The following is a 19,775-nucleotide window of genomic DNA, read 5'->3' as shown; positions in this document are numbered from 1 at the left end:
CCGGTCGGGTCCGGGCCGGTCTAGCCTGAGCGCGTGAGCGCCATCGAGCTTGGCGACGTCACGACGGCCCCGGCCGTGGAGCCCGAGCCGCCGATCATGTCACCGGGCCTGCTCCGTGTGGCGCTGGCGCTGCTCACGGTGGTCGGCCTCGCGGTCGTCGGCGCCTCCGCGCGGCCCGAGCCCTCGCGTCAGCTGCACTCGATCTGGAGCATCGACGTCACCGACCTCAGCCAGTACTCGATCAGCGGCGACACCGTGTTCGTGCTGAACAGCGGGTGGGACCTGACCGCGTACGCGCTGGCCGACGGGCGGGTGCGCTGGTCGAGACGGCTCGAGCACCAGACGGCCGCGACCGCGGACGACGTGGCGTCGCTCCTGCTGCCGTCCGCGTACGCCCGGATCACCAGGGCGGAGGTCGACGGGCTGGGGAGGACCGACAACGCCACCGCGGCGACGCTCGCGCTGGACCCCGCCACCGGCAACGAGCGCTGGCGGAGCCCGGGCGGGGTCGGCTACCGCGACGCGGCCACCGCGTTGCTGATCGAGGCCGACCCGGGCGGCGGCCGGCCGAGGACGTTTCGGCAGGTCCGGATAGCCGACGGCGCGGTGCAGTGGACGCGTCCCGCCGGCCGCCCCGACTACTGGATCGCGGGCGCCGGACATCTCGTGACGGTGGGTGCGGACGGCCGGACCGAGGTGGTCGGGCTGACCGACGGCGGCGGGGTCTCCGGCGGGCGGCTTCCCCTGAGCCGCGACGAGATCACGGCCGGAACCGCGGACACGGTCCAGATCGACGCCACGGCCCTCTACCTGAAACGCAACGAGGGCGGCCGGCTCACCGTGTCGGCGGTCGATCTGGCCACCCTGCGCCCGCGGTGGACCGTCGACGGCGGTCCCGCCGCCCGCGAGGCGCGCCTGTGCGGCGCGGTCCTGTGCGTCGACGACGGCACCGCCACCAGCGGCTACGACCTGGGCACCGGACAGCTCCGCTGGCGAGCCGAGGGGTGGATCAACGCCGCCGCGGTCACCGGCGGGCGACTGCTCGCCCTGAACGTCCGCAGCGCCGGCGAGGGTCTGCTCGATGCCGCCTCCGGGGCCGTGCTGGCGGATCTCGGCTTCGGCTATCCGGTCTGGGACACGACGGCCGGTACGCCGACGTTCCTGCTGCGTGACACCGTGACGCCGCCCGGCCGGACCGCGGTGTACCGGGTGGACTCGCGCGGCGGCGGCCGCAGTCTTCGCGGTTCGATCGACAGCATCCCCGGCCGGACCTGCGTGGCCGTGCGCGACCGGCTGGTCTGCCAGACGACCAACGGCCGGCTGACGGTGGTGGCCGTGGCCTGACCGCCGCGTCTCGGGGGAAGGCACCCAGGGATGAACCCGGATGCGCCCCGGGTCCCGTCGCGGAGAGAATCCGGGGTGGGTACGCCCGATGCCCGGCGAACGCGCCGGGCGCGAGCCGGCACTGGGGGAGGCACGGGTGGGACGCGCAACGGGGACGAGCAAGAGGATCATGGCCGTGGTGGTCGTCGTGGCCGTGGCCGGAGCCGGCGCGGCGTGCGGCGGCGCGACCGGTGACCCGCCGGCCGCGGCGCCGTCGAGCGCGGCGGTCCACAGCGGGCACCACAATGCCGCGCCGCCGTCGCCGGTGCCGCTGCGGGCCGGTGAACGTTTCCTCACGCTGACGATGCCTCAGCCGTACAAGCCGGTCGCCCCCGGCGGTGGCACCGACGAATACCGCTGCTTCCTGGTGGATCCGCGGCTCACCACCAAGGCGTACCTGATGGGCAGTCAGTTCCTGCCGCAGAACGCGGACATCGTGCATCACGCGATCTTCTTCCGGATCGCTCCCGAGGAGGTCGCCAAGGCCCGCGCTCTCGACCAGAGCACCCCCGGCGAAGGCTGGCAGTGCTTCGGCGACTCCGGCGTCCCGGACGACTCGTGGGTGGCCCACTGGGCGCCCGGGGCGAACGAGGTGCTGCTCGGTGACCACCTGGGATACGAGATGCCGCCCGGCAGCCAGCTGGTCATGCAGGTGCACTACAACCTCCTGGCGACCGGCGGGAAGTCGGGCGCGACCGACCAGTCGAGCATCCGGCTGCGCCTGGCCGGCGACAGCGCCGCGATGACGCCGCTGGAGACGTTCCAGCTGGCGGCCCCGATCGAGCTGCCCTGCACCGCGCAGGAGAGCGGTCCGCTCTGCGACCGCGCCGCGGCGGTCGAGGACGTCGGCCGTCGTTTCGGCCCGGACGTCGGCGGCACCGAGGACGGACTGCTCCAGCAGTGCAGCGCGGGCAAGCCGGTCGCCGGAAACGCCCAGCACTGCGACTATCCGATCCCGGGCGACGCCACGGTCTACGCCGCCGCCGGGCACATGCATCTGCTCGGCCGATCCATCAAGATCGAGCTCAACCCCGGGACGGCCGGCGCCCAGACCCTGCTCGACATCCCGCAGTACAACTTCGACGACCAGGCCCTCCGGCCGCTGCCCGCCCCGGTGCACCTCAAGCAGGGCGACACGCTCCGAGTGACCTGCACCCACGACGCCGGCCTGCGCAAACTGCTGCCGCAGCTGCGTCAGCTACCACCGCGCTACGTGGTCTGGGGCGACGGCACCGCCGACGAGATGTGCCTGGGTCTGCTGATCGGCACGTCGCTGGGGTGAGGGCAGGCTGCCTTCGTAGGCCGGTGGCGACGTCATAGCCTTCCGTGGTGACTCCTGACGAACCTGAAGATCGAGACGCGCTCCGCGTCCAGATGCAGCAGGCAATCGAGACATTCCGGCACCTGACAACGCTGTTCGTCCAATGTGCGGGTTTCCTGATAGCGATCGACGGCTTGCTGTTCGGCTACGGTCTGGCCCAGAAGAAAGCGGTACCGCTCCTCATCGCGAGCCTGGCGCCGGTGGGCATCGCGTTCGTCCTGCTGTTGGTCCTGTCCAACGGACTGCCCATGGTCTACGTCGCCGTACGAAGCGAGGAAAGGCTCCTTCCCCGCGAGGTCACTGTCGCCCGGACCTTCGTCATGACCAAATATCCACTCGTGTACTCCTGGATCAATCCCGCACAGGAGATGGAACCGAACGAGCGAAACAGGATGCTCGCCAACCCGCCGATGCGAGGCATGCGGGGGTCGAAAACCCTGATGATCTCGTTGGGGATCGGCTCGCTCGCCCAGCTCGCCCTGTTCCTCGTCGCTCTGATTTGGTTTGACTATCCGTTCATGTGAGCAGGAAATTGTTCTGCCATCGACAGCGCGCGGCGCCGGTGCCGTGCATCCCACCTCGACCGGCTGGCCGCCGAGCCGTACACAACCCCGGTTCATCCAGCCGCGACGCGTTCGTCGTCAAGATGGCGGGGTACACGTCAAGAGGGAGGCAACCGATGACAGAACCGACGCCCGAGCTCCACGCCGCGTTCAGCGAGCCCACCGCCGAGGCGGTGCCATGGTCCGATGTCGAGCGGATTCTCGCTTCGGCGGAGATCTTCTGGCTGTCCACCGTGCGGCCCGACGGCCGGCCGCACGTCACCCCGCTGCCGGCGGTGTGGGACGGCGGCGCCCTGCACATCTGCACCGGAGACCAGGAGCAGAAGGCCGCCAACCTGCGCCGTAACCCGCACTGCGCGCTGTCCACCGGCACGGACAAGCTGCACGACGGCACGGACGTGGTCGTCGAGGGCCGCGCCGAGCGGATCACCGGCCACGCCCGGCTGGTCGAACTGGCCGCGCTGTGGAAGGCCCGGCACGACTGGGACTACCGGGTGCTCGACGACACCTTCGACGACGGAGCCGGCCACATCGCCCTGGTTTTCGCGGTACGACCGGCGAAGGTGCTGGCCTTCGGCAAGAAGCCGCACAGTCAGACGCGGTACCGATTCAACAATTCCTGAAGTAGGTGCTCGGGACCATCCGAGCCGCGCTCGCGACCGGCGGCAAGCTGCTCGTCCGCTGGTCGTTCTACTCACCCGGCGCCGGCTGGGACGTCGCGGCGGTCGGCGAGGGAGAGTCCACCCTCCACAAGCTCGTCGACGCCGTCGAAATCACCCGGTAGGAGCTACCGGCCCGCCGCTCCCGCATATCTGGGCACCGGCCACGAAAGTTACGAAACCACGCAGCGGCCGTACCGCGTCACCGGCGGGCACAGGGGGCGACGGAGGGCGCACGTCTGCCGCCCGCGGTCGCCACATCGCAGGCAACCTCCTGAATCCATTGACGAGAGCTGCTGTCGCGTCCTAATGTCCAACCCCGAAAGAGTTCCGTAACAACCCCGAAACTTCCGGAATTGGCGAGACTCCCCACAGCTCAACGCACGCCATCGCCGTCGATTGATCATTTGACCCGTGGGCAGGCGATTGTCCGCACACAGCGGCCGACGCGCGCCGCCCGGCCGTGAACCGAAGGAGAGCAGCGTGAGAAGAACACATCGGATCGTGGCTGTCGTGGCCGCCGCCGCGGCTGTCGTACTGACGGGCGGGTCCGCCGCCTACGCCCTGGGCACGCCGGCCAGTGCGCCTTCCCGGTTCCATCCGCCCGCCGATTCACTCGGCGCCCTGGCGGCTCCGATCAATCTCCGCATCGGCAACGCGGTCAACATGGACAAGCTCAATGTCGACGCCACGTACACCTCGCTCGTGGCCAACCAATACTCGACGGTCACTCCCGAGAACGTGATGAAGTGGGAAGTCATCGAGCCGACCCAGGGCCAGCTCAACTTCGCCCCGGCCGATCAGCTGGTCAGCTTCGCCCAGCAGCACAACCAGCTGGTACGTGGCCACACCCTGCTCTGGCACAACCAGCTCCCCGGCTGGCTGACGACCGGCGTGAGCAACGGAACGATCAGCAACGCCCAGCTGCGTGACATCCTCAAGCGGCACATCTTCGACGAGGCAGGCCACTTCCGGGGCAAGATCTGGCAGTGGGACGTGGCCAACGAGGTGTTCGCGAACGCCTGGGACCCGAACCCGCTGCCCAACGGCATGAACGGTGACAACTTCTGGGTGTCCCACCTGGGTGTGGGCATCGTCGCCGACGCGTTCCGCTGGGCGCACCAGGCCGACCCGCACGCGTTGCTGTTCTACAACGACTTCAACATCGGCGGCGAGGACGGCACCAACGCCAAGGCCGACGCGGTGTACGCGTGGGTCAAGTCCGTGCGGGCCCAGGGCGTGCCGATCCAGGGCGTCGGCAACCAGGGCCACCTGGACACGCAGTACGGCTTCAGCGGTGCCAAGCTGCAGGACGACCTGGCTCGCTACGCCAGCCTGGGGGTGAAGGTGGCCATCACCGAGGCCGACGTCCGCACCTTCGTGGAGACCACCGACAGCCTGCAGACTCCGACCGACAGCCTGGCGCAGTTCGCCCAGCCGTTCGAGTTCGACCAGATGCTCAAGGCCTGCCTCGCGGTGAGCAGCTGCCTCTCGTTCACCATCTGGGGCGTGGACGACGCCGACTCGTGGGTGCCGGGTGTGTTCACCGGTGAGGGTTACGCGACGCTCCACGACACCAACCTGCAACCGAAGACCGCGTACACCACCCTCCAGCAGGACCTGAGGCTCAGCGCCAGCGGTGCGCCCCGGCGCCCCGGTGGCGGTCACTGACCGGCACGCACCAAGATCGGACCGGGCCCGCCGTCACGCGGGGCCCGGTCCGTGGCGATTGCTACAGCCGCGAGGCGCCGCGCGCCGACGGTGTCACAGGCAGCGCAGGATCGCGTCGACTGAGCGATCAACGTCCTCCTCGGTCGTCGACCAGTTCGACACGGAGATGCGCATCGCGGCCCGCCCCTGCCACGTCGTGCCGCTCATCCAGCAGGTCCCCTCCTGCTGAACCCGCTCGATCACCGCCCGGTTCCGGTCGTCGTCGCCGGGAAACCGAACGAGCACCTGGTTGAGCACCACCTCGCCGAGGATCTCGGCCTTTCCGGACGCGGCCAGCCGCTCGGCGAATCGGGTCGCGTGCGCGCAGCACCGCTCGATCATCTCGGCGATCCCCTCGCGGCCGAGGGCGCGGATCGCCGCGTACACCGCGAAGCCGCGCGCCCGCCGGGAGTGTTCCGGACCGTAGTCGAGCGCGTCCCGCTCGCCGTCGGCGCCGTGCACGAGATAGCCGGCCCGTGCTCCCATCGCCGCGCGGTGCGCCGCCGGGTGCGCACAAAAGACCAGACCCGAGTCGTACGGGACATTGAGCCACTTGTGTGCGTCGGTGGTCCACGAGTCCGCGCGCGCGACCCCGTCGACGAGCGGGCGCAGCCGGGGACTGGCCGCCGCCCACAGGCCGAACGCGCCGTCGACGTGCACCCACGCCCCGCGCGCGTGGGCCAGATCGCAGATCTCGCCGACCGGGTCCATCGCTCCGCTGTTCACGTTCCCGAGCTGGGCACAGACGATCGCCGGACCGTCGTCGACCGCCAGGGCGGAGGCGAGCGCATCCGGTCGCATCCGGCCCTGATCGTCCATGTCGACCTCGACGATCGCGTCGACCCCGGCCCCGAGGAACCGCAGCGCCCGGTCGATCGTGCCGTGCCGTCCCCGCCCGGCCAGCACCCGCACCCGCGGCGCGCCCCACAACCCGGCCGAGGCGACCTCCCACCCGGCCCGCCGGAGCACCTCGTGCAGCGCGATCGTCAGCCCGGTGAAGTTCGCCATCTGCGCCCCGGTCACGAACCCGGCCGAGACCGTCGGCGGAAGACCGAGCAGCTCGGCCAGCCACCGCCCGGCGACCTCCTCCACCACGGCCGCGGCCGGCCCGAGCACGTAGAGCCCCGCGTTCTGGTCCCAGACCGAGGTCAGCCAGTCGGCGGCGAGGGCCGCGGGCGTGGCCCCGCCGACGACGAACCCGAAGAACCGCCCGCTGGACGACGCCACCACCCCGGGGTCGGCGGCCAGGGCCAGGTCGGCGATCACCTCCCGCGCCGGCTGCGGATGCGCGGGCAGCGGGACATCGAGCGTGGCGCGCAGATCGGCGAGGGTCGCGCTGCTACCGACCCGGCGGTCGGGCAGGCCGTCGAGGTAGCGGACGGCGTACTGGCTGGCTTCGTCGAGTACTTCTTTCCACTCCGGCATACCCAAGGTTTACGCCGGCCGCGGCGCTCGTGCCCCCAGGTTGTCGCCGTTCCGGCAGGTCCGGTCTGCTCCCGGTTCACGCCAGCCGCGCCGCCCGGGCCTCCAGATATCGCCGCTCGGGCAGGCTGAGGGTGAGCCGCGCGGCCGTCCGGTACTCCTCCCGGGCCGCGTCGAGCGAACCGGAACGTTCCAGAAGGTGCGCCCGGACCGCGGCGACCCGGTAGTGGCCGATCTCGGCGGCGTCGAGCGCCTTCAGCGCCACGAGCGGCCCGTCCACCTCGGCCAGCGCAACGATCCGGTTGAGCGTCACCATCGGCCCGGGGGAGAGGACCGCCAGCAGCCGGTACAGCTCCAGGATCTGGGCCCAGTCGGTGGCCTCGGCGGTCGGCGCCTCGTCGTGAACGGCCGCGATCGCCGCCTGCACCTGGAACGATCCGACCGGGAAGCGCTGCAACGCGTCGGTAATGATCGAAATGCCCTCCGCGATGGCCGTTCGGTCCCACCGCGATCGGTCCTGATCGGCCAGCGGCACCAGGGCGCCGTCCGGCCGAGTCCGAGCCGGTCGCCGCGCATCGGTCAGCAGCATCAGCGCCAGCAGCCCGGCGACCTCGCCGTCGGAGGGCAGCAGCGCCCGCAGCTGCCGCGTCAGCCGGATGGCCTCCCCGCTCAGCTCGAGCCGATGCAGCGACGTCCCCGAGCTGGCGGTCGACCCCTCATTGAAGATCAAATACAGGACTTGCCGTACGCCGGCCAGCCGCTCCCCGATCTCCTCGGCCGGCGGCAGCACGAACCGCGCGCCCGCCTCCCGGATCCGCTGCTTGGCGCGGCTGATCCGCTGGCCGACCGTCTTCTCCGGAATCAGCAGCGCCCGGGCGATCTCGGCCGTGGTCAGGCCGCCGACCGCGCGCAGCGTGAGGGCGACCTGCGCGGGCGGGGTCAGCGCTGGGTGACAGCAGAGCAGCAGCAGCGTGAGCTCGTCGTCGCCGCGTACGGCCGGGGCAGGATCGGGCGGCAACGCCTCGCGCCGGCGCCGCGCCTGCTCGCTGCGGAGCGTCTCGATGTGCCGGCGGGACGCCACCCGGATCAGCCAGGCGGCCGGGTTGTCCGGCACGCCCTCGTCCGGCCACTGGCGGGCGGCCGCGATCAGCGCCTCCTGCACCGCGTCCTCGGCCGCGCCGAAGTCGCCGTACCGCCGCGCGACCGCCGCCAGGACCTGCGGCGCCGCGGTGCGCAGCAGGTCCTCGACGCCGGTCAGACGTTCCATTCTTTTGTCGTGCGCATTGGTCAGACGTCCCATCCGATAGTCGTGCGCATTGGTCAGAACTCCCATCCGCTCATGTCGAGCACCGGACGAACCTCCACCTCGGTGTAGCGCGCGTCCGGCACCCGCGACGCCCATTCGATCGCGTCGTCCAGCGCCGGGCAGTCGATCAGGTAGAACCCGGCCAGATGCTCCTTGACCTCGGCGAACGGCCCGTCGGACGGGATCGTGCGCCCGTCGCGCACCGACACCCACGTGGCCAGCGACGGATCGGCCAGCCCCTCCGAGGCGACCAGCACGCCCGCGTCCGCCATCTGCTCGGAAAGCTTCAGGTGATCGCGGCCGAACGCCATCCGCTCGGCGTCGGACATCTTCTCCCACGCCGCCAGGCTGCGGGGGTTGGACTGAATGAGGATCAGATATTTCATGCTCGCTCCCTTTCGCTCACCCAGGATGTCGAAACCGGCCGCGTTGCTTCGACGTCCCGGCTGAAGTTTCCTTCACAAGGAGGTTCCGAGATGAACAACGAGATCAGGAACGTCATCCTGGCCCGGTCCGAGCGCTTGGCCGCCGGCGACATAGCGGGCATGCAAGCACACAATGCGCCGGAGGTGGTCGCCTACACCCTCGCCCCGCCGCTGGGCGGCCCGCTCGACGGCCACGACCCGAAGGGCCTGGAGGCCTGGCTGCAGGGCTTCGAGGCGCCGCCGCAGCGCCAGGTGACCCACCTGGAAATCACCGCCGACGGCGACGTAGCCTTCGCCACCAGCATCGACGCGATGACCGCCACCCCGCGCGGCGCCACCGAGCCGTTCACCCTCTGGTATCGAGTCACGCTCGGCCTGCGCCGCATCGACGGCCGCTGGCTGGTTACCCACGAACACCACTCGGTCCCGTTCCTGATGGACGGCTCCCTCCGCGCGGCTGTAGACCTCGAACCCTGACGGCCGCCGCATCGGCCGCCCGGGCGGGCCGCAGTTGTCCGCCGGGCGGTCGCCATGCCGGGCGGGCCTCAGTTGTCCGCCGGCGGTCGCCACGCCGGGCGGGCGGCAGCGGTCGCGCGTGCGGGAGGCCTCAGCGGTCGGCCGGGCGGTCGGCGCCGTCGCAGGCGTCCTCGAGGAGGTCGTCGAGCACGTCGAGCAGGTCGGGGCCCTCGTGGGCGATGTCGGCCGTGCGACCGACCAGGCCCAGCTGGACCGCGCACTCGCGACCGAACCCCTTCACCATCCGGTCGGCGCGAGTCGGATGACCGCACCGCGGACACCGCCTCATCTCCGCCACACCAGGCACGATATCGCCGCACGTGGCCAAACCCTCCGACCATCTCGGAAGATCCGGTGGCTGGCGTTCGGACGGTTTGACCAATACGCCGGCCCGGAGAGGCCCGCGTGACCGGGTCGGCGGCGCTGGATCGGCGGCCAGGGCGAGGATGGCGGAGGCGGACGGGAATCGAACCCGCCTGACCCGGATGCCGGGCCACGTCAGTTTTGAAGACTGCGAGGGGCACCAGCCGCCTTAACGCCTCCGCGATCACCCTAGACCGGCGAGCCGTGACAAAGTGGATGGGGTGACGATCAAAAGGCTCACGGGATACGCGCACGGCGGCGGGTGCGCCTGCAAGATTCCGCCGGGGGAACTCGAGGCGGTGGTGTCGGGGCTGGTCGGTGACACCGTCGGCGGGACGGGGGAGCTCCTGGTCGGACTGGATGACGGGGATGACGCGGCCGTCGTGCGGATCGCGAACGGGACGGCGGTGGTGGCCACGGCGGACTTCTTCACGCCGGTGGTCGATGACGCGTACGACTGGGGAAGGATCGCCGCGGCGAATGCTCTCTCCGATGTCTATGCGATGGGTGGAACGCCCGTCGTCGCCGTGAACCTGCTGTGCTGGCCGCGGGACCTGCTGCCGATGGAGCTGGCGGCCGAGGTGCTGCGCGGCGGCCTCGACGTGGCGCGGGAGGGCGGCTGTCACGTGGCCGGCGGGCACAGCGTGGACGACCCGGAGCCCAAGTACGGCATGGCGGTGACCGGCGTCGCGGACCCGGAGCGCCTGATGCGCAACGACTCCGGCCGGGCGGGGCTGCCGCTCACGCTGACCAAACCCCTCGGGATCGGCGTGCTGAACAGCCGGCACAAGGCGACCGGCGAGGTGTTCCCCGAGGCGATCGCCGCGATGACCACGCTGAATCGGGACGCGTCCGAGGCGGCGCTCAAGGCGGGCGTGGTGTGCGCGACCGACGTGACCGGGTTCGGGCTGCTCGGCCACCTGCACAAGCTGGCCCGGGCCGGCGGGCTCACGGCCCGGATCGACGCGAGCGCCGTGCCCTACCTGCCGGGCGCGCGGCAGGCCCTCGCCGACGGCTACGTGAGCGGCGGGACCCGGCGCAACCTCGACTGGGTGCGCCCGCACCTCGACGCCGGCGCGACCACCGAGGACGAGCTGCTCCTGCTCGCCGACGCGCAGACCTCGGGCGGCCTCCTCATCGCCGGCGAGATCCCCGGCCACCCGGTCGTGGGGGAGCTGCTGCCCGCCCGCGACGACGGCACCACCCTGCTGGTCCGTTAAAGCGTCGCCACCAGGCAGTCCCGGCAGACGGTGCCGGCCGCGTCCTCGGCGAAGAGGTCGTCCGGAAACCGCACGGTGGCCAGCCATTCCCCCACGCCGCGAAGATTAGTCGGGAGAATTGCGGCGGGACAGCCGCTCGCGCTGCGGCACCACCGTGTACCGCGGGTCCTTCGCCGAGGCGATCCCGCCGTCGAAGATGCCGAACCGGGTCAGCGCCGACGCCGTGAGCAGCGACAACCCGGAGAGCGCCGACACGACTCGATTGCCGCGGCCGAGCACCGCCCCGGCGACGCCCAGCGCGGTCAGCGCCCGGCCCGCGCGCAGCAGCCGGCCCGCCCGCCCGGTCGTGTAGGGCTCGCTGAGCAGCCCCTTCGTGGTCTCGATCCGCCGCGCGCCGTAGAGCTCGAGGGCCGCGCCCAGCACGGCCATCCGCCGGGCCGGCGGCGCCGGATCCGCGATCAGCCCGACGCCCGCACCGCTCGCGAGGGCACTGCCGGCAAAGACAAAGGGCATTTCCGGGTACGCGGCATGCCAGCTCGGCGCCGCGGTGTCCGACAGGAGCACGGCCGTGTACGTGGCCAGGGCGGGAGCGACGGCCGCCGCGCCCAGGCCCGCCACCGCGCCGACCGGGGGCAGCACCTTCCGGGCGAACCTGGACGGCACGAGCGGCGCCGCCTCGGCCACCGCCGCCGCACCGGCCGCCACCCCGAACGCCGAGAACACCCAGACACCCGTCGACATCGGCGAGGTCGGCTTGGCGACCCGCAGCATGTGGTGGAACCGCTCCGGCCGGCCCAGGTCGGCGACCAGGAAGTAGCCGCTGGCGGCCAGCGCGCCCAGCGCCGTGATCCGTCCGGCCCGCCGCAGCCGGGGCCGCCGGGTCGCCTGCCCGCCCGCCGCCAGCAGCGCCGAACCGGCCGCGAGACCCCCGGTGAACAGGTACGCCGCGACGTCGTGCGTCCACGGCGCCGGCCGCACGATCGGCCGCCCGTAGTACGACTTGAAGTCGGCCCGGGGCACCATCGGCCGGTCGCCGCGGGGGCTCACGGCCGCCGCCCCAGGAACGCCACGACCACCGCGCCGGCCATCGTCAGCGCGGCCAGTCCCGCTCGCTTCCACATGTCGGGCAGATCCTTCGTCGTCACCACCGGGTCCGGGGGCAGACCGTACACCTCGGGCTCGTCGAGCAGCAGGAAGAACGCGCCGTCCCCGCCCACACCGTCCTCTTCGTCGTGCCCGTAGAGCCGGGCCGACGCGACGCCCTCGGCCCGCAGCTTCTCGACCCGCTCGGTCGCGGCGAGACGGAGCACGTCGAGCTCTCCGTACTGAATGGACTGGGTCGGACAGGCCTGCGCGCACGCCGGCGTCAGCCCGTCACCGATCCGGTCGTAACACATCGTGCATTTCCACGCCCGGCCGTCGCCCTCGCGCCGGTCGATCACGCCGTACGGGCAGGCCGCCACGCAGTACCCGCAGCCGTTGCAGATGTCCTCCTGCACCACAACCGTGCCGAACTCGGTGCGGAACAGCGCCCCGGTCGGGCACACGTCGAGGCACCCGGCGTGCGTGCAGTGCTTGCACACGTTCGACATCATCAGCCAGCGGAAGTCGGTGCGCTCCGCGTCCTCCGCGCGACCGGGGAGATCCGAGCCGGGCATGCCGAGGAAGACCGGCTCCGAGGGCTGCTCGATGAACGCCACGTGCCGCCACGTGTTCGCCGACAGGCCGCCGGTGTTGTCGTACGACTGCCCGAGCAGGTCGAACCCGTCGTCGGGAACCGCGTTCCACTCCTTGCAGGCCACCTCGCAGGCCTTGCATCCGATGCAGACCGAGGTGTCGGTGAAGAAGCCCATCCGCGGCGGCGCGTTCTCGTACCCGGCGTCGGGCGCGGGGTCGAGCGGGCCGTACAGGCTGTTACCCATCGGCGTCCTCGGTGGTGACGATCGGTGTGTGATGCCCCGGGAACAACCCGGCGCGGCGGCGGTACCCCTCGACGTACGCGAGCAAGGCTTTTCCGATCGGACGGCGTCCGGGCTGGATGTCGCAGGTGCCGACCTTGCTCTCCTGGATCAGCACGTTCGGGTCCAGCGTGATGCCGATCAGGTCGTTGGCGGAGTCCCCGGTGACCAGGCCCTCCGAGCCCCAGTGGTAGGGCAGCCAGAGCTGGTGGATCGTGCGGCCCTCGATCCGCAGCGGCGTGAGCCGGGAGGTGACCAGCACCTTCGCCTCGATGGCCGCGCGCGCCGTGACGATGTGCGCCCAGCCGAGGTGGGTGAGCCCGCGTTCGGCGGCGAGCTCGGGGGAGACCTCGACGAACATCTCCGGCTGCAGCTCGGAGAGGTACGCGAGCTGCCGGCTCATGCCGCCGGCCGTGTGGTGCTCGGTGAGGCGGCTCGTCGAGAAGACGTACGGGAAGACCTCGCTGTGCTTTTCCGGCGGGCTGGGATTGGTCAGATTGTCATCCCGGTCATACACCTTCCGGGTCGGATTGGACTGCTGGCCGTACAGCGGGTTGCGCACCATCGACTCGGCCGGCTCGTAATGGGTCGGCATCGGCCCGTCGATCAGCCCGGACGGCGCGTAGAGCCAGCCCTTCCCGTCGCCCTGCATGATGAACGCGTCGTCCCCGGCGATCGCCGCCACTCCGGTCGCGTCCTCCGGCGGCCGGTACGAGGGCGGCTTCGTCTTCTCGAAGTCGGGCACGTCGTGGCCAGTCCATTCGCCCGCGGCATTGTCCCACCAGACATACCGTTTGCGCTCCGACCACGGGTTGCCGTCCGGGTCGGCCGAGGCTCGGTTGTAGAGCGTGCGGCGGTTCGCCGGCCACGCCCAGCCCCACTCGGGCGCGACCCAGTTCTGCTCCCGCCCCGGTTTGCGGCGGGCGGCCTGGTTGACGCCGTCCTTGAACACGCCGGTGTAGATCCAGCAGCCGCCCGACGTCGACCCGTCCGGCTTCATCTCGTTGAAGGTCGAGAGCAGGCGACCGGTGGTCAGGTCGTACCCGTTGATCTCCTTGAGCACGTCCGCGGCGTCGGGCTCGTCGCCGCGCGCGCCGATGAGATCGTAGTCCCAGGTGAGATTGCGGATCGCCTGGTCGCGCGGCAGCGTCGAGCCGGCCAGCCGCTCCCGGACCCGCTTGCCGAGGTGGTAGAAGAACCACAGCTCGCTGCGCGCGTCGCCCGGCGGATCGACCGCCTTCTCCCGCCACTGCAGCATCCGCTGGGTCTGGGTGAACGTGCCCTCCTTCTCGGCATGCGACGCGGCCGGCATGAAGAACACCTCGGTGCGGCACCGCTCGGGCACGATCTCGCCGGTCGGGCCCTCGGGCCCGCCCTTCCAGAACGTCGCGCTCTCGATCATGTAGAGGTCGCGGACCACGAGCCATTCGAGATTGGCCATGCCCAGGCGTTGCGCGCGGCCGTTCGCCGACCCGACGGCCGGGTTCTGCCCGAGCAGGAAGTACCCGCGGATCTTGCCGTCGATCATGTCGAGCGCCTGCCGGTACGTACCGTGATCGCCGGTGAGCCGGGGCAGCCAGTCGAACCCCCAGTCGTTGTCCTCGGTGGCGGCCGTCCCGAAATAGGCTTTCAAAAGGCTCACCGCATAGGACTCAGCCTTGGACCAATAGCCCTTCTGCCCCGGGTGCCGGATCGCGTCGATCCACTGCTCGAAGGTCTCGTGCTTCTCGTGGTGCGGCATCGGCAGGTAGCCGGGCAGCAGGTTGAACAGCGTCGGGATGTCGGTCGAGCCCTGGATGCTGGCGTGGCCGCGCAGCGCGAGCACCCCGCCGCCGGGCCGGCCCATGTTCCCCAGCAGCAGCTGGATGATCGCGCCGGTGCGGATGTACTGCACGCCGACGCTGTGCTGGGTCCACCCCACCGAATAGACCAGGGCGGTCGTCCTCTCCCGGCCCGAGTTCTCGGTCCAGGCCGCACAAACCTCCAAGAACTTCTCCTGGGGTACGCCACACAGGCGCTCGACAACCTCAGGGGTGTAGCGGGCGTAGTGCCGTTTGAGGATCTGGTAGACGCAGCGCGGATGCTGAAGCGTCGGATCCCGCGGCGAGTCGCGCGGCACCGGCGGACCGTGCGACTCGTGGCGCATCGGCTCGGCCGTGTCCGCGTGCGGCTCGTCGTGCTGCTCCATTCCCTCGTACGCCCAGCTGGCCTGCACGTACGTGTTCGTCTCGGTGTCGTACCCGGAGAACAGGCCGTCCAGCTCCTCGGTGTCCCGGAAGTCCTCGCTCACGATCATCGACGCGTTCGTGTACGCGACGACGTACTCCCGGAAGTCCTTCTCGTTGGTGAGGATGTAGTTGATCACCCCGCCCAGGAACGCGATGTCGGCGCCCGCCCGCATCGGCACGTGGGTGTGCGCGAGCGCGCTCGTCCGGCTGAACCGCGGGTCGATGTGGAAGATCCGCGCGCCGCGGTTCTTCGCCTCGACCACCCACTGGAAGCCCACCGGGTGCGCCTCGGCCATGTTCGAGCCCTGGATGATGATGCAGTCGGCGTTGGCCAGATCCTGAAGGAAGCTGGTGGCCCCGCCACGGCCGAAGGAGGTCCCCAGACCGGGGACGGTGGAGGAGTGTCAAATACGGGCCTGGTTCTCGATCTGGATCGCGCCCAGGGCGGTGAACAGTTTTTTGATCAGGTAGTTCTCTTCGTTGTCGAGCGTGGCCCCGCCGAGGCTCGAGATGCCCAGCGTCCGGTTGAGCGGCCGGCCCTTCTCGTCCTCCTCCTCCCAGGTGGCGTCGCGCGCGGCGACCACCCGGTCGGCGATCATGTCCATCGCCGTCTCGAGATCGAGACTTTCCCATTCCGTCCCGTACGGCTTGCGGTAGAGCACGCGCCGCTGCCGGCGGTCGCTGGTGACCAGGCTGAGGCTGGCGGAACCCTTGGGACACAGCCGCCCGCGCGAGACCGGGCTGTCCGGGTCCCCCTCGATCTGAACGATCTTCTCGTCCTTCACGAAGATGCGTTGCCCGCATCCGACCGCGCAGTAAGGGCAGACCGACTTGGCGATCCGATCGGCCGTCCCGGTGCGCGCGGTCAGTTCCTTGGACCGTTCGGACTGCGCGGCCGCGCCACGCCCCAGCGGGTCGGTCCCGGTCAGCTGCCGGTAGACCGGCCAGCCCTCGATCCAGGTCCGGACGCCCACGGATCCGACCCTAGCGGCTCCGGGCGGTGCCCGCACTCGTGAGCAGTTGTTCGGTTTTCTCGGCCAATTTCCGGGCATCCGCCGGCCGCAGCGTGGGCAGGTCGAGCGGCAGTTTCCGGCCACGATCCACCGCCAGGAGCGGCTCGTCCGGCGGATGGTCTATCCAATCGTGAATCGGATGGATCGCCTGTTCGATCGGCTGCCCCTTGAGCTTCGCGGCGATCCGGATGGCCAGTCGCAGGGGTTTCGGCAGCGGCGTGAGGTCGCCGCTGCGCGTGAAGCCGGGGTGGTAGAGGACGTAGCCCGGGCTCTGGATCACGCCGAGCAGGTCGTTGCACCGGCCGGCCTGAAGCTGGGCCTTGACCATGCTGTAGCCGTGGGCCAGCTGGAGGTCGTCCCAGTGGATCGTGCCCTTGGTGACGCCCACTCCGGCGACGTTGACCGTCAGCCGGGGGCGCAGGCCCTTGCCCAGCAGATAGCGGCTCAGGTAGTAGAGGGCGAAGGTCTGCTCGAGGCCCTGCTTCGTCTCCACCCGTCTCGGTGCCTGGCGGTTGGCGAACAGCAGGAGGGCGTCGACGTTCGGCCACCGCTCGTTGATCGCCTCGATCACCCGCCGGGTGTCGTCGACGTCGCTGAGGTCAACCCGATGGAAATGGGGGACATCCCGGCCTTTGTCGGGATTGCTGCCGAGGGTGATGACCTCGTCGCCCCGCCGGGAGCGCGCCAGCGCCATCGCGCGCCCCATCCCGTCCGTTCCGCCACTGATCACTATCGTCCTGGTCATGCCTACGATCGTGGTGCGACCGGGCGGAACGGGGAAAGAAGGCAGTTTGATGTCCGCTACGAACACCGATGTGCCCTCGATGCGCGCCCACGCCCTGCCCACTCCCGTCCCGGCCGGCGACTACGACGCCTGCCCGGTCACGTCGCTGATGCGCCGGGTGGGTGACAAATGGACGCTGCTGGTCCTGAGCCTGCTGGGCCGGCGGCCGTACCGCTACAACGAGCTGCACCGCGCCGTCGAGGGCATCAGCCAGCGCATGCTCACCCGGACGCTGCGCACCCTGGAGGCGGACGGCCTCGTCGCCCGCACGGTCTTCCCGAGCGTCCCGCCCAGCGTGGAGTACCGCCTGACCCCGCTCGGCGAGAGCCTGCTCGTGCCCCTGTCGGCCCTGGCCGACTGGGCCGTCCGTCACCAGCCGTCCTCGACGCCCCTCGGCGTCAGGCCGCTCGGTGACAATGGCTGATGGTTTCCATGAGGGGCGTCGCTGTCACCGTTGCCGACCGGCCTGATCTCAGCGAGAAGGCATGGCAGTGCACGAGCGATCTGATGCCGGAGTACAACAACCACGGCGACGTCCTGGACGAGTACTGGCCGCGGCTGACCGCGGAGCTGCCGGAATACCAGTTCCACCTGCTCGGCGACGATGAGCAGATCCTGGCCCGGGCGCGCTCGATCCCGCTTCATTGGGACGGGACGCCGGACGGCCTCCCGCCGGGGATCGACGGCGCGCTCATTCGCGGGTTCGACGGGCGGGAGCCCAACGTTCTGTGCGCCCTGCTGGTTGCCGTCCCGCGAGCGGTGCAGGGGCGAGGTGTGAGCGCCGGCGCGCTGATGGCGATGTCCGGCATCGCGCGGCGCCACGGTTTCAAGTCGCTCATCGCACCGGTGCGACCGAGCGCCAAGGAGCGCTACCCGCTCGTGCCGATCGACCGCTACGCGACCTGGAGACGGCCGGACGGTTTGCTGTTCGATCCGTGGATGCGGGTTCACGAGCGACTCGGAGCCGGCGTTCTCAAGCCTGAGCAGCAATCCCTCCGCATCACGTCGACGGTGGCCGACTGGGAGGGTTGGACCGGGCTCGCGTTTCCCGAGAGCGGCGCCTACTGGTTCCCGGGCGGGCTCGCGACGGTGGACATCGACCTCTCGGCGGACCGTGGTCTGTACTTCGAACCAAACGTCTGGATGCACCACCAGCTCTGAGGCTCGGACGCGGGTGGTCAGCCGACGGCGGTGACGGTCAGCGTGTCGCCGCGGGGGCAGAGCAGGTAACCGGGCGTTCCCCGGCAGGCCTGTTCGGTGACCCGCTCGACGCTGCCGAGCGCGGTCTGGCGGCCGGTCGCCAGGTCCAGCCGGCTGACCACCGTACGCTCGGGTGGTTTGCTGGTTCCGCGAAGCAGCAACAGCGAGCCGGTCGCGCCGGCCGAGAACGCCTGCTGACCACCGAGCGGGCGGCCGATCGTCCGGCCGGTGGCGGCGTCGACCAGCACCGTCGTCGCCGAGGCCAGGTTGGCGGCGGCCGAGAGCAGCAGTCGCCCGCCGCCCAGGTCCCACACGAAGTTCAGGTCGTCGCGCCGCCAGACCTCACGGCCGGTGGTCGACTCGCGGCCGGCCACGCCCCGCACGCCCGCCGTGCAGATCAGCGCGCCGCAGCCGGTGACGTAGCCGATCAGTTCCTCGGACCGCCACAGCGGGTGCAGGTCGGCGGTACGGTAGATGGTGGCGGCGGTCAGCGCGGAGGCCGTGCGTATCACGACCAGGTAGGAGGCGGCCGCGGAGAGCGCCGCGTTGTACACCCCGTTCCAGGGGATGCGGGCGCGGTGCAGCACGATGCCGTCCGCGTACCCGTAGACCGTGGCGTCGCCGGTGTCGGTCACCGTGACGATCGAGGCCGGGCGGCCGTCCTCGGCGAGCGTGGTCCACTGCCCGGCCGGCGCGATCGCGTGCCGCCACACCTCGCGGCCGTCGCGCAACCCCACCAGGCGCAGCCCCGTGGTCACCCCGAGCTGATCGGTCTCGGCCAGCAGCACGTCCCCGTCGGCCACCGACGGCGACGCCTCGCCGTCCGACCGCCACAGCTGCTCGCCGGTTGCCGCGTCCAGCGCGAGCGTGCCGGCTCCCGACTGCGCGCCAGGACCAGGAGCGGTGGGCACCAGCAGCACGTCGCCGGCCAGGCGCATGCCGTCGTCGGCAACCCCGGCATCGTCCGGTGTGCTCCATCGCAGACGGCCCGTGCGCAGGTCATAAGCGGACACGACGGGCTCCCCGGCCGCGCCGGTCCGGTTCAGGTAGACGGTCCGGCCGTCCAGCGCCATGGTGTCGCCCGGCCGGAACGCGGCCGTCCAGAGCGGGCGTACGGGGGACGGCGCCGATGGCACGGAGCCGGCCACAGCCAGCAGCCCGGCCACGGTGAGCACGACCAGAGCCAGCCGGCGCAGCCGCGCCAGGTTCAGCGGGGCGGCCGGTTCGGCGACTGCCCCGGCGTCGCCGAGGTCGATCAGGGCCATCGCCGGTCAGGAACCGGCGCGATCGACGCCTCGGTGCACCCGGACCGAGCGGTCGATCAGCTCGCGCAGGGCGGCCGGGTCGACGTCGTCGAGGTTCTTCAGATAGAGGCAGCCCTTACCGGCCTTGTACGGTCCGAGCCGCGCGAGTGTCGAGGCGTGCCGCTCCTCGAAGCCGCCCGCGAGGTAGACCACCAGGTGCTGCTTGCGGGGTGAGAAGCCGGCCAGCGCGCTGTCGCCCTCGCGGCCGCTGTCGTACCGGTAGTGGTAGCTCCCGAAGCCGACGATGCTCGGCCCCCACATCACCGGTTCCGCCCCGGTGATCTCGCGCATGATCTCGGCGAGCCGGCGGGCGTCGGACCGCCGGGTCTCGCTCGGCACGGCCGCCAGAAACTCCTCGACCGACTGCCCGGTCGGCGCTGTCATGCCCGGCATTCTAGGC

At 71.0% G+C, this 19,775-nt stretch carries 19 protein-coding genes, 1 tRNA gene and 1 pseudogene; 10 read left to right on the top strand and 11 right to left on the bottom strand.

The window, feature by feature from the left end; all coding sequences use genetic code 11:
- Positions 1-33 precede the first annotated feature (33 nt).
- The 6 genes from A3CQ_RS0107475 to A3CQ_RS0107450 all read left to right on the top strand — a co-directional run bounded on the left by A3CQ_RS0107475 (position 34) and on the right by A3CQ_RS0107450 (position 5,597).
- The gene (locus A3CQ_RS0107475; protein ID WP_020510302.1) at positions 34-1,344 is read left to right on the top strand and encodes a PQQ-binding-like beta-propeller repeat protein; all 1,311 of its coding nucleotides are present in this window, start codon (positions 34-36) and stop codon (positions 1,342-1,344) included.
- A gap of 136 nt (positions 1,345-1,480) precedes the next feature.
- The gene (locus A3CQ_RS0107470) at positions 1,481-2,665 is read left to right on the top strand and encodes a monooxygenase (RefSeq protein ID WP_245577107.1); all 1,185 of its coding nucleotides are present in this window, start codon (positions 1,481-1,483) and stop codon (positions 2,663-2,665) included.
- A 47-nt stretch (positions 2,666-2,712) separates the two neighbouring features.
- Positions 2,713-3,228, top strand: coding sequence for a hypothetical protein (locus A3CQ_RS0107465; RefSeq protein WP_157295484.1), 516 nt, complete (start codon positions 2,713-2,715; stop codon positions 3,226-3,228).
- A gap of 155 nt (positions 3,229-3,383) precedes the next feature.
- A complete protein-coding gene (locus A3CQ_RS0107460; protein WP_020510299.1) occupies positions 3,384-3,890 on the top strand; it encodes a pyridoxamine 5'-phosphate oxidase family protein in 507 nt (168 codons plus the stop codon).
- 5 nt (positions 3,891-3,895) lie between these two features.
- Positions 3,896-4,051 (top strand): hypothetical protein, encoded by a 156-nt coding sequence (locus A3CQ_RS60570; protein WP_020510298.1) that lies wholly within the window; start codon positions 3,896-3,898, stop codon positions 4,049-4,051.
- A gap of 358 nt (positions 4,052-4,409) precedes the next feature.
- Positions 4,410-5,597: an endo-1,4-beta-xylanase gene (locus tag A3CQ_RS0107450; protein WP_040431854.1), complete on the top strand. Its 1,188-nt coding sequence runs from the start codon at positions 4,410-4,412 to the stop codon at positions 5,595-5,597.
- A 93-nt stretch (positions 5,598-5,690) separates the two neighbouring features.
- Here A3CQ_RS0107450 and A3CQ_RS0107445 read toward each other — a convergent pair whose 3' ends face one another.
- The 3 genes from A3CQ_RS0107445 to A3CQ_RS0107435 all read right to left on the bottom strand — a co-directional run bounded on the left by A3CQ_RS0107445 (position 5,691) and on the right by A3CQ_RS0107435 (position 8,750).
- Complete coding sequence (locus A3CQ_RS0107445; protein ID WP_020510296.1) at positions 5,691-7,061, bottom strand: pyridoxal phosphate-dependent decarboxylase family protein; 1,371 nt, start codon at positions 7,059-7,061, stop codon at positions 5,691-5,693.
- 76 nt (positions 7,062-7,137) lie between these two features.
- Entirely contained in the window at positions 7,138-8,325 is a 1,188-nt protein-coding gene (locus A3CQ_RS0107440; RefSeq protein WP_020510295.1) for an RNA polymerase sigma factor, read from the bottom strand.
- Between the two features lie 53 nt (positions 8,326-8,378).
- The gene (locus tag A3CQ_RS0107435; RefSeq protein ID WP_020510294.1) at positions 8,379-8,750 is read right to left on the bottom strand and encodes a YciI family protein; all 372 of its coding nucleotides are present in this window, start codon (positions 8,748-8,750) and stop codon (positions 8,379-8,381) included.
- 90 nt (positions 8,751-8,840) lie between these two features.
- On the opposite strand from A3CQ_RS0107435, the gene A3CQ_RS0107430 reads away from it, so the two are divergent.
- Positions 8,841-9,266 carry a nuclear transport factor 2 family protein gene (locus A3CQ_RS0107430; RefSeq protein ID WP_020510293.1) on the top strand — a complete coding sequence of 142 codons (426 nt, stop codon included), beginning with the start codon at positions 8,841-8,843 and terminating at the stop codon, positions 9,264-9,266.
- A gap of 130 nt (positions 9,267-9,396) precedes the next feature.
- Here A3CQ_RS0107430 and A3CQ_RS51845 read toward each other — a convergent pair whose 3' ends face one another.
- Both A3CQ_RS51845 and A3CQ_RS0107420 read right to left on the bottom strand, forming a co-directional pair.
- Positions 9,397-9,549 carry a hypothetical protein gene (locus A3CQ_RS51845; RefSeq protein ID WP_020510292.1) on the bottom strand — a complete coding sequence of 51 codons (153 nt, stop codon included), beginning with the start codon at positions 9,547-9,549 and terminating at the stop codon, positions 9,397-9,399.
- A 203-nt stretch (positions 9,550-9,752) separates the two neighbouring features.
- Positions 9,753-9,848 (bottom strand) — tRNA-Sec (locus tag A3CQ_RS0107420).
- 32 nt (positions 9,849-9,880) lie between these two features.
- Between A3CQ_RS0107420 and selD the strand changes: the two genes are divergently transcribed.
- Positions 9,881-10,888 (top strand): selenide, water dikinase SelD, encoded by a 1,008-nt coding sequence (gene selD / locus A3CQ_RS0107415; RefSeq protein WP_020510291.1) that lies wholly within the window; start codon positions 9,881-9,883, stop codon positions 10,886-10,888.
- A 105-nt stretch (positions 10,889-10,993) separates the two neighbouring features.
- Here selD and nrfD read toward each other — a convergent pair whose 3' ends face one another.
- The 4 genes and pseudogenes from nrfD to A3CQ_RS0107385 all read right to left on the bottom strand — a co-directional run bounded on the left by nrfD (position 10,994) and on the right by A3CQ_RS0107385 (position 16,832).
- Entirely contained in the window at positions 10,994-11,935 is a 942-nt protein-coding gene (gene nrfD / locus A3CQ_RS0107405) for an NrfD/PsrC family molybdoenzyme membrane anchor subunit (RefSeq protein ID WP_020510289.1), read from the bottom strand.
- The gene (locus tag A3CQ_RS0107400; protein WP_020510288.1) at positions 11,932-12,810 is read right to left on the bottom strand and encodes a 4Fe-4S dicluster domain-containing protein; all 879 of its coding nucleotides are present in this window, start codon (positions 12,808-12,810) and stop codon (positions 11,932-11,934) included. Before A3CQ_RS0107400 ends, nrfD begins: the two co-directional genes overlap by 4 nt.
- Positions 12,806-16,048 (bottom strand): annotated as a pseudogene (gene fdh / locus A3CQ_RS0107395) (formate dehydrogenase); the annotation flags it as partial. The gene A3CQ_RS0107400 and the pseudogene fdh, both read right to left, overlap by 5 nt.
- 10 nt (positions 16,049-16,058) lie before the next feature.
- Entirely contained in the window at positions 16,059-16,832 is a 774-nt protein-coding gene (locus tag A3CQ_RS0107385; protein ID WP_040431851.1) for a Rossmann-fold NAD(P)-binding domain-containing protein, read from the bottom strand.
- 49 nt (positions 16,833-16,881) lie between these two features.
- Here A3CQ_RS0107385 and A3CQ_RS63585 point away from each other — a divergent pair, with 49 nt between their 5' ends.
- On the top strand, positions 16,882-17,295 hold the full coding sequence (locus A3CQ_RS63585) for a winged helix-turn-helix transcriptional regulator (protein WP_020510284.1): 414 nt from the start codon (positions 16,882-16,884) through the stop codon (positions 17,293-17,295).
- An 8-nt stretch (positions 17,296-17,303) separates the two neighbouring features.
- Positions 17,304-18,032 (top strand): hypothetical protein, encoded by a 729-nt coding sequence (locus A3CQ_RS0107375; protein ID WP_026205423.1) that lies wholly within the window; start codon positions 17,304-17,306, stop codon positions 18,030-18,032.
- 17 nt (positions 18,033-18,049) lie between these two features.
- On the opposite strand, the gene A3CQ_RS0107370 is transcribed toward A3CQ_RS0107375, so the two are convergent.
- Positions 18,050-19,336: an outer membrane protein assembly factor BamB family protein gene (locus tag A3CQ_RS0107370; protein WP_020510282.1), complete on the bottom strand. Its 1,287-nt coding sequence runs from the start codon at positions 19,334-19,336 to the stop codon at positions 18,050-18,052.
- A gap of 6 nt (positions 19,337-19,342) precedes the next feature.
- Complete coding sequence (locus A3CQ_RS51840) at positions 19,343-19,759, bottom strand: DUF1801 domain-containing protein (RefSeq protein WP_020510281.1); 417 nt, start codon at positions 19,757-19,759, stop codon at positions 19,343-19,345.
- Between the last annotated feature and the right edge of the window lie 16 nt (positions 19,760-19,775).

Source organism: Paractinoplanes globisporus DSM 43857, assembly GCF_000379645.1.
Classification (GTDB): domain Bacteria; phylum Actinomycetota; class Actinomycetes; order Mycobacteriales; family Micromonosporaceae; genus Actinoplanes; species Actinoplanes globisporus.
This window is presented reverse-complemented; position numbering and strand designations above follow the sequence as displayed.

Excerpts from the sequence above, each read along its gene's own strand:
- A3CQ_RS0107460 (WP_020510299.1), top strand. The coding sequence starts at position 3,384 with ATGACAGAACCGACGCCCGAGCTCCACGCCGCGTTCAGCGAGCCCACC.
- A3CQ_RS0107445 (WP_020510296.1), bottom strand. The coding sequence starts at position 7,061 with ATGCCGGAGTGGAAAGAAGTACTCGACGAAGCCAGCCAGTACGCCGTC.
- A3CQ_RS0107440 (WP_020510295.1), bottom strand. The coding sequence starts at position 8,325 with ATGGAACGTCTGACCGGCGTCGAGGACCTGCTGCGCACCGCGGCGCCG.
- A3CQ_RS0107435 (WP_020510294.1), bottom strand. The coding sequence starts at position 8,750 with ATGAAATATCTGATCCTCATTCAGTCCAACCCCCGCAGCCTGGCGGCG.
- A3CQ_RS0107430 (WP_020510293.1), top strand. The coding sequence starts at position 8,841 with ATGAACAACGAGATCAGGAACGTCATCCTGGCCCGGTCCGAGCGCTTG.
- A3CQ_RS51845 (WP_020510292.1), bottom strand. The coding sequence starts at position 9,549 with ATGGTGAAGGGGTTCGGTCGCGAGTGCGCGGTCCAGCTGGGCCTGGTC.
- A3CQ_RS0107400 (WP_020510288.1), bottom strand. The coding sequence starts at position 12,810 with ATGGGTAACAGCCTGTACGGCCCGCTCGACCCCGCGCCCGACGCCGGG.
- A3CQ_RS0107385 (WP_040431851.1), bottom strand. The coding sequence starts at position 16,832 with ATGACCAGGACGATAGTGATCAGTGGCGGAACGGACGGGATGGGGCGC.
- A3CQ_RS63585 (WP_020510284.1), top strand. The coding sequence starts at position 16,882 with ATGTCCGCTACGAACACCGATGTGCCCTCGATGCGCGCCCACGCCCTG.
- A3CQ_RS0107375 (WP_026205423.1), top strand. The coding sequence starts at position 17,304 with ATGAGGGGCGTCGCTGTCACCGTTGCCGACCGGCCTGATCTCAGCGAG.
- A3CQ_RS0107370 (WP_020510282.1), bottom strand. The coding sequence starts at position 19,336 with ATGGCCCTGATCGACCTCGGCGACGCCGGGGCAGTCGCCGAACCGGCC.
- A3CQ_RS51840 (WP_020510281.1), bottom strand. The coding sequence starts at position 19,759 with ATGACAGCGCCGACCGGGCAGTCGGTCGAGGAGTTTCTGGCGGCCGTG.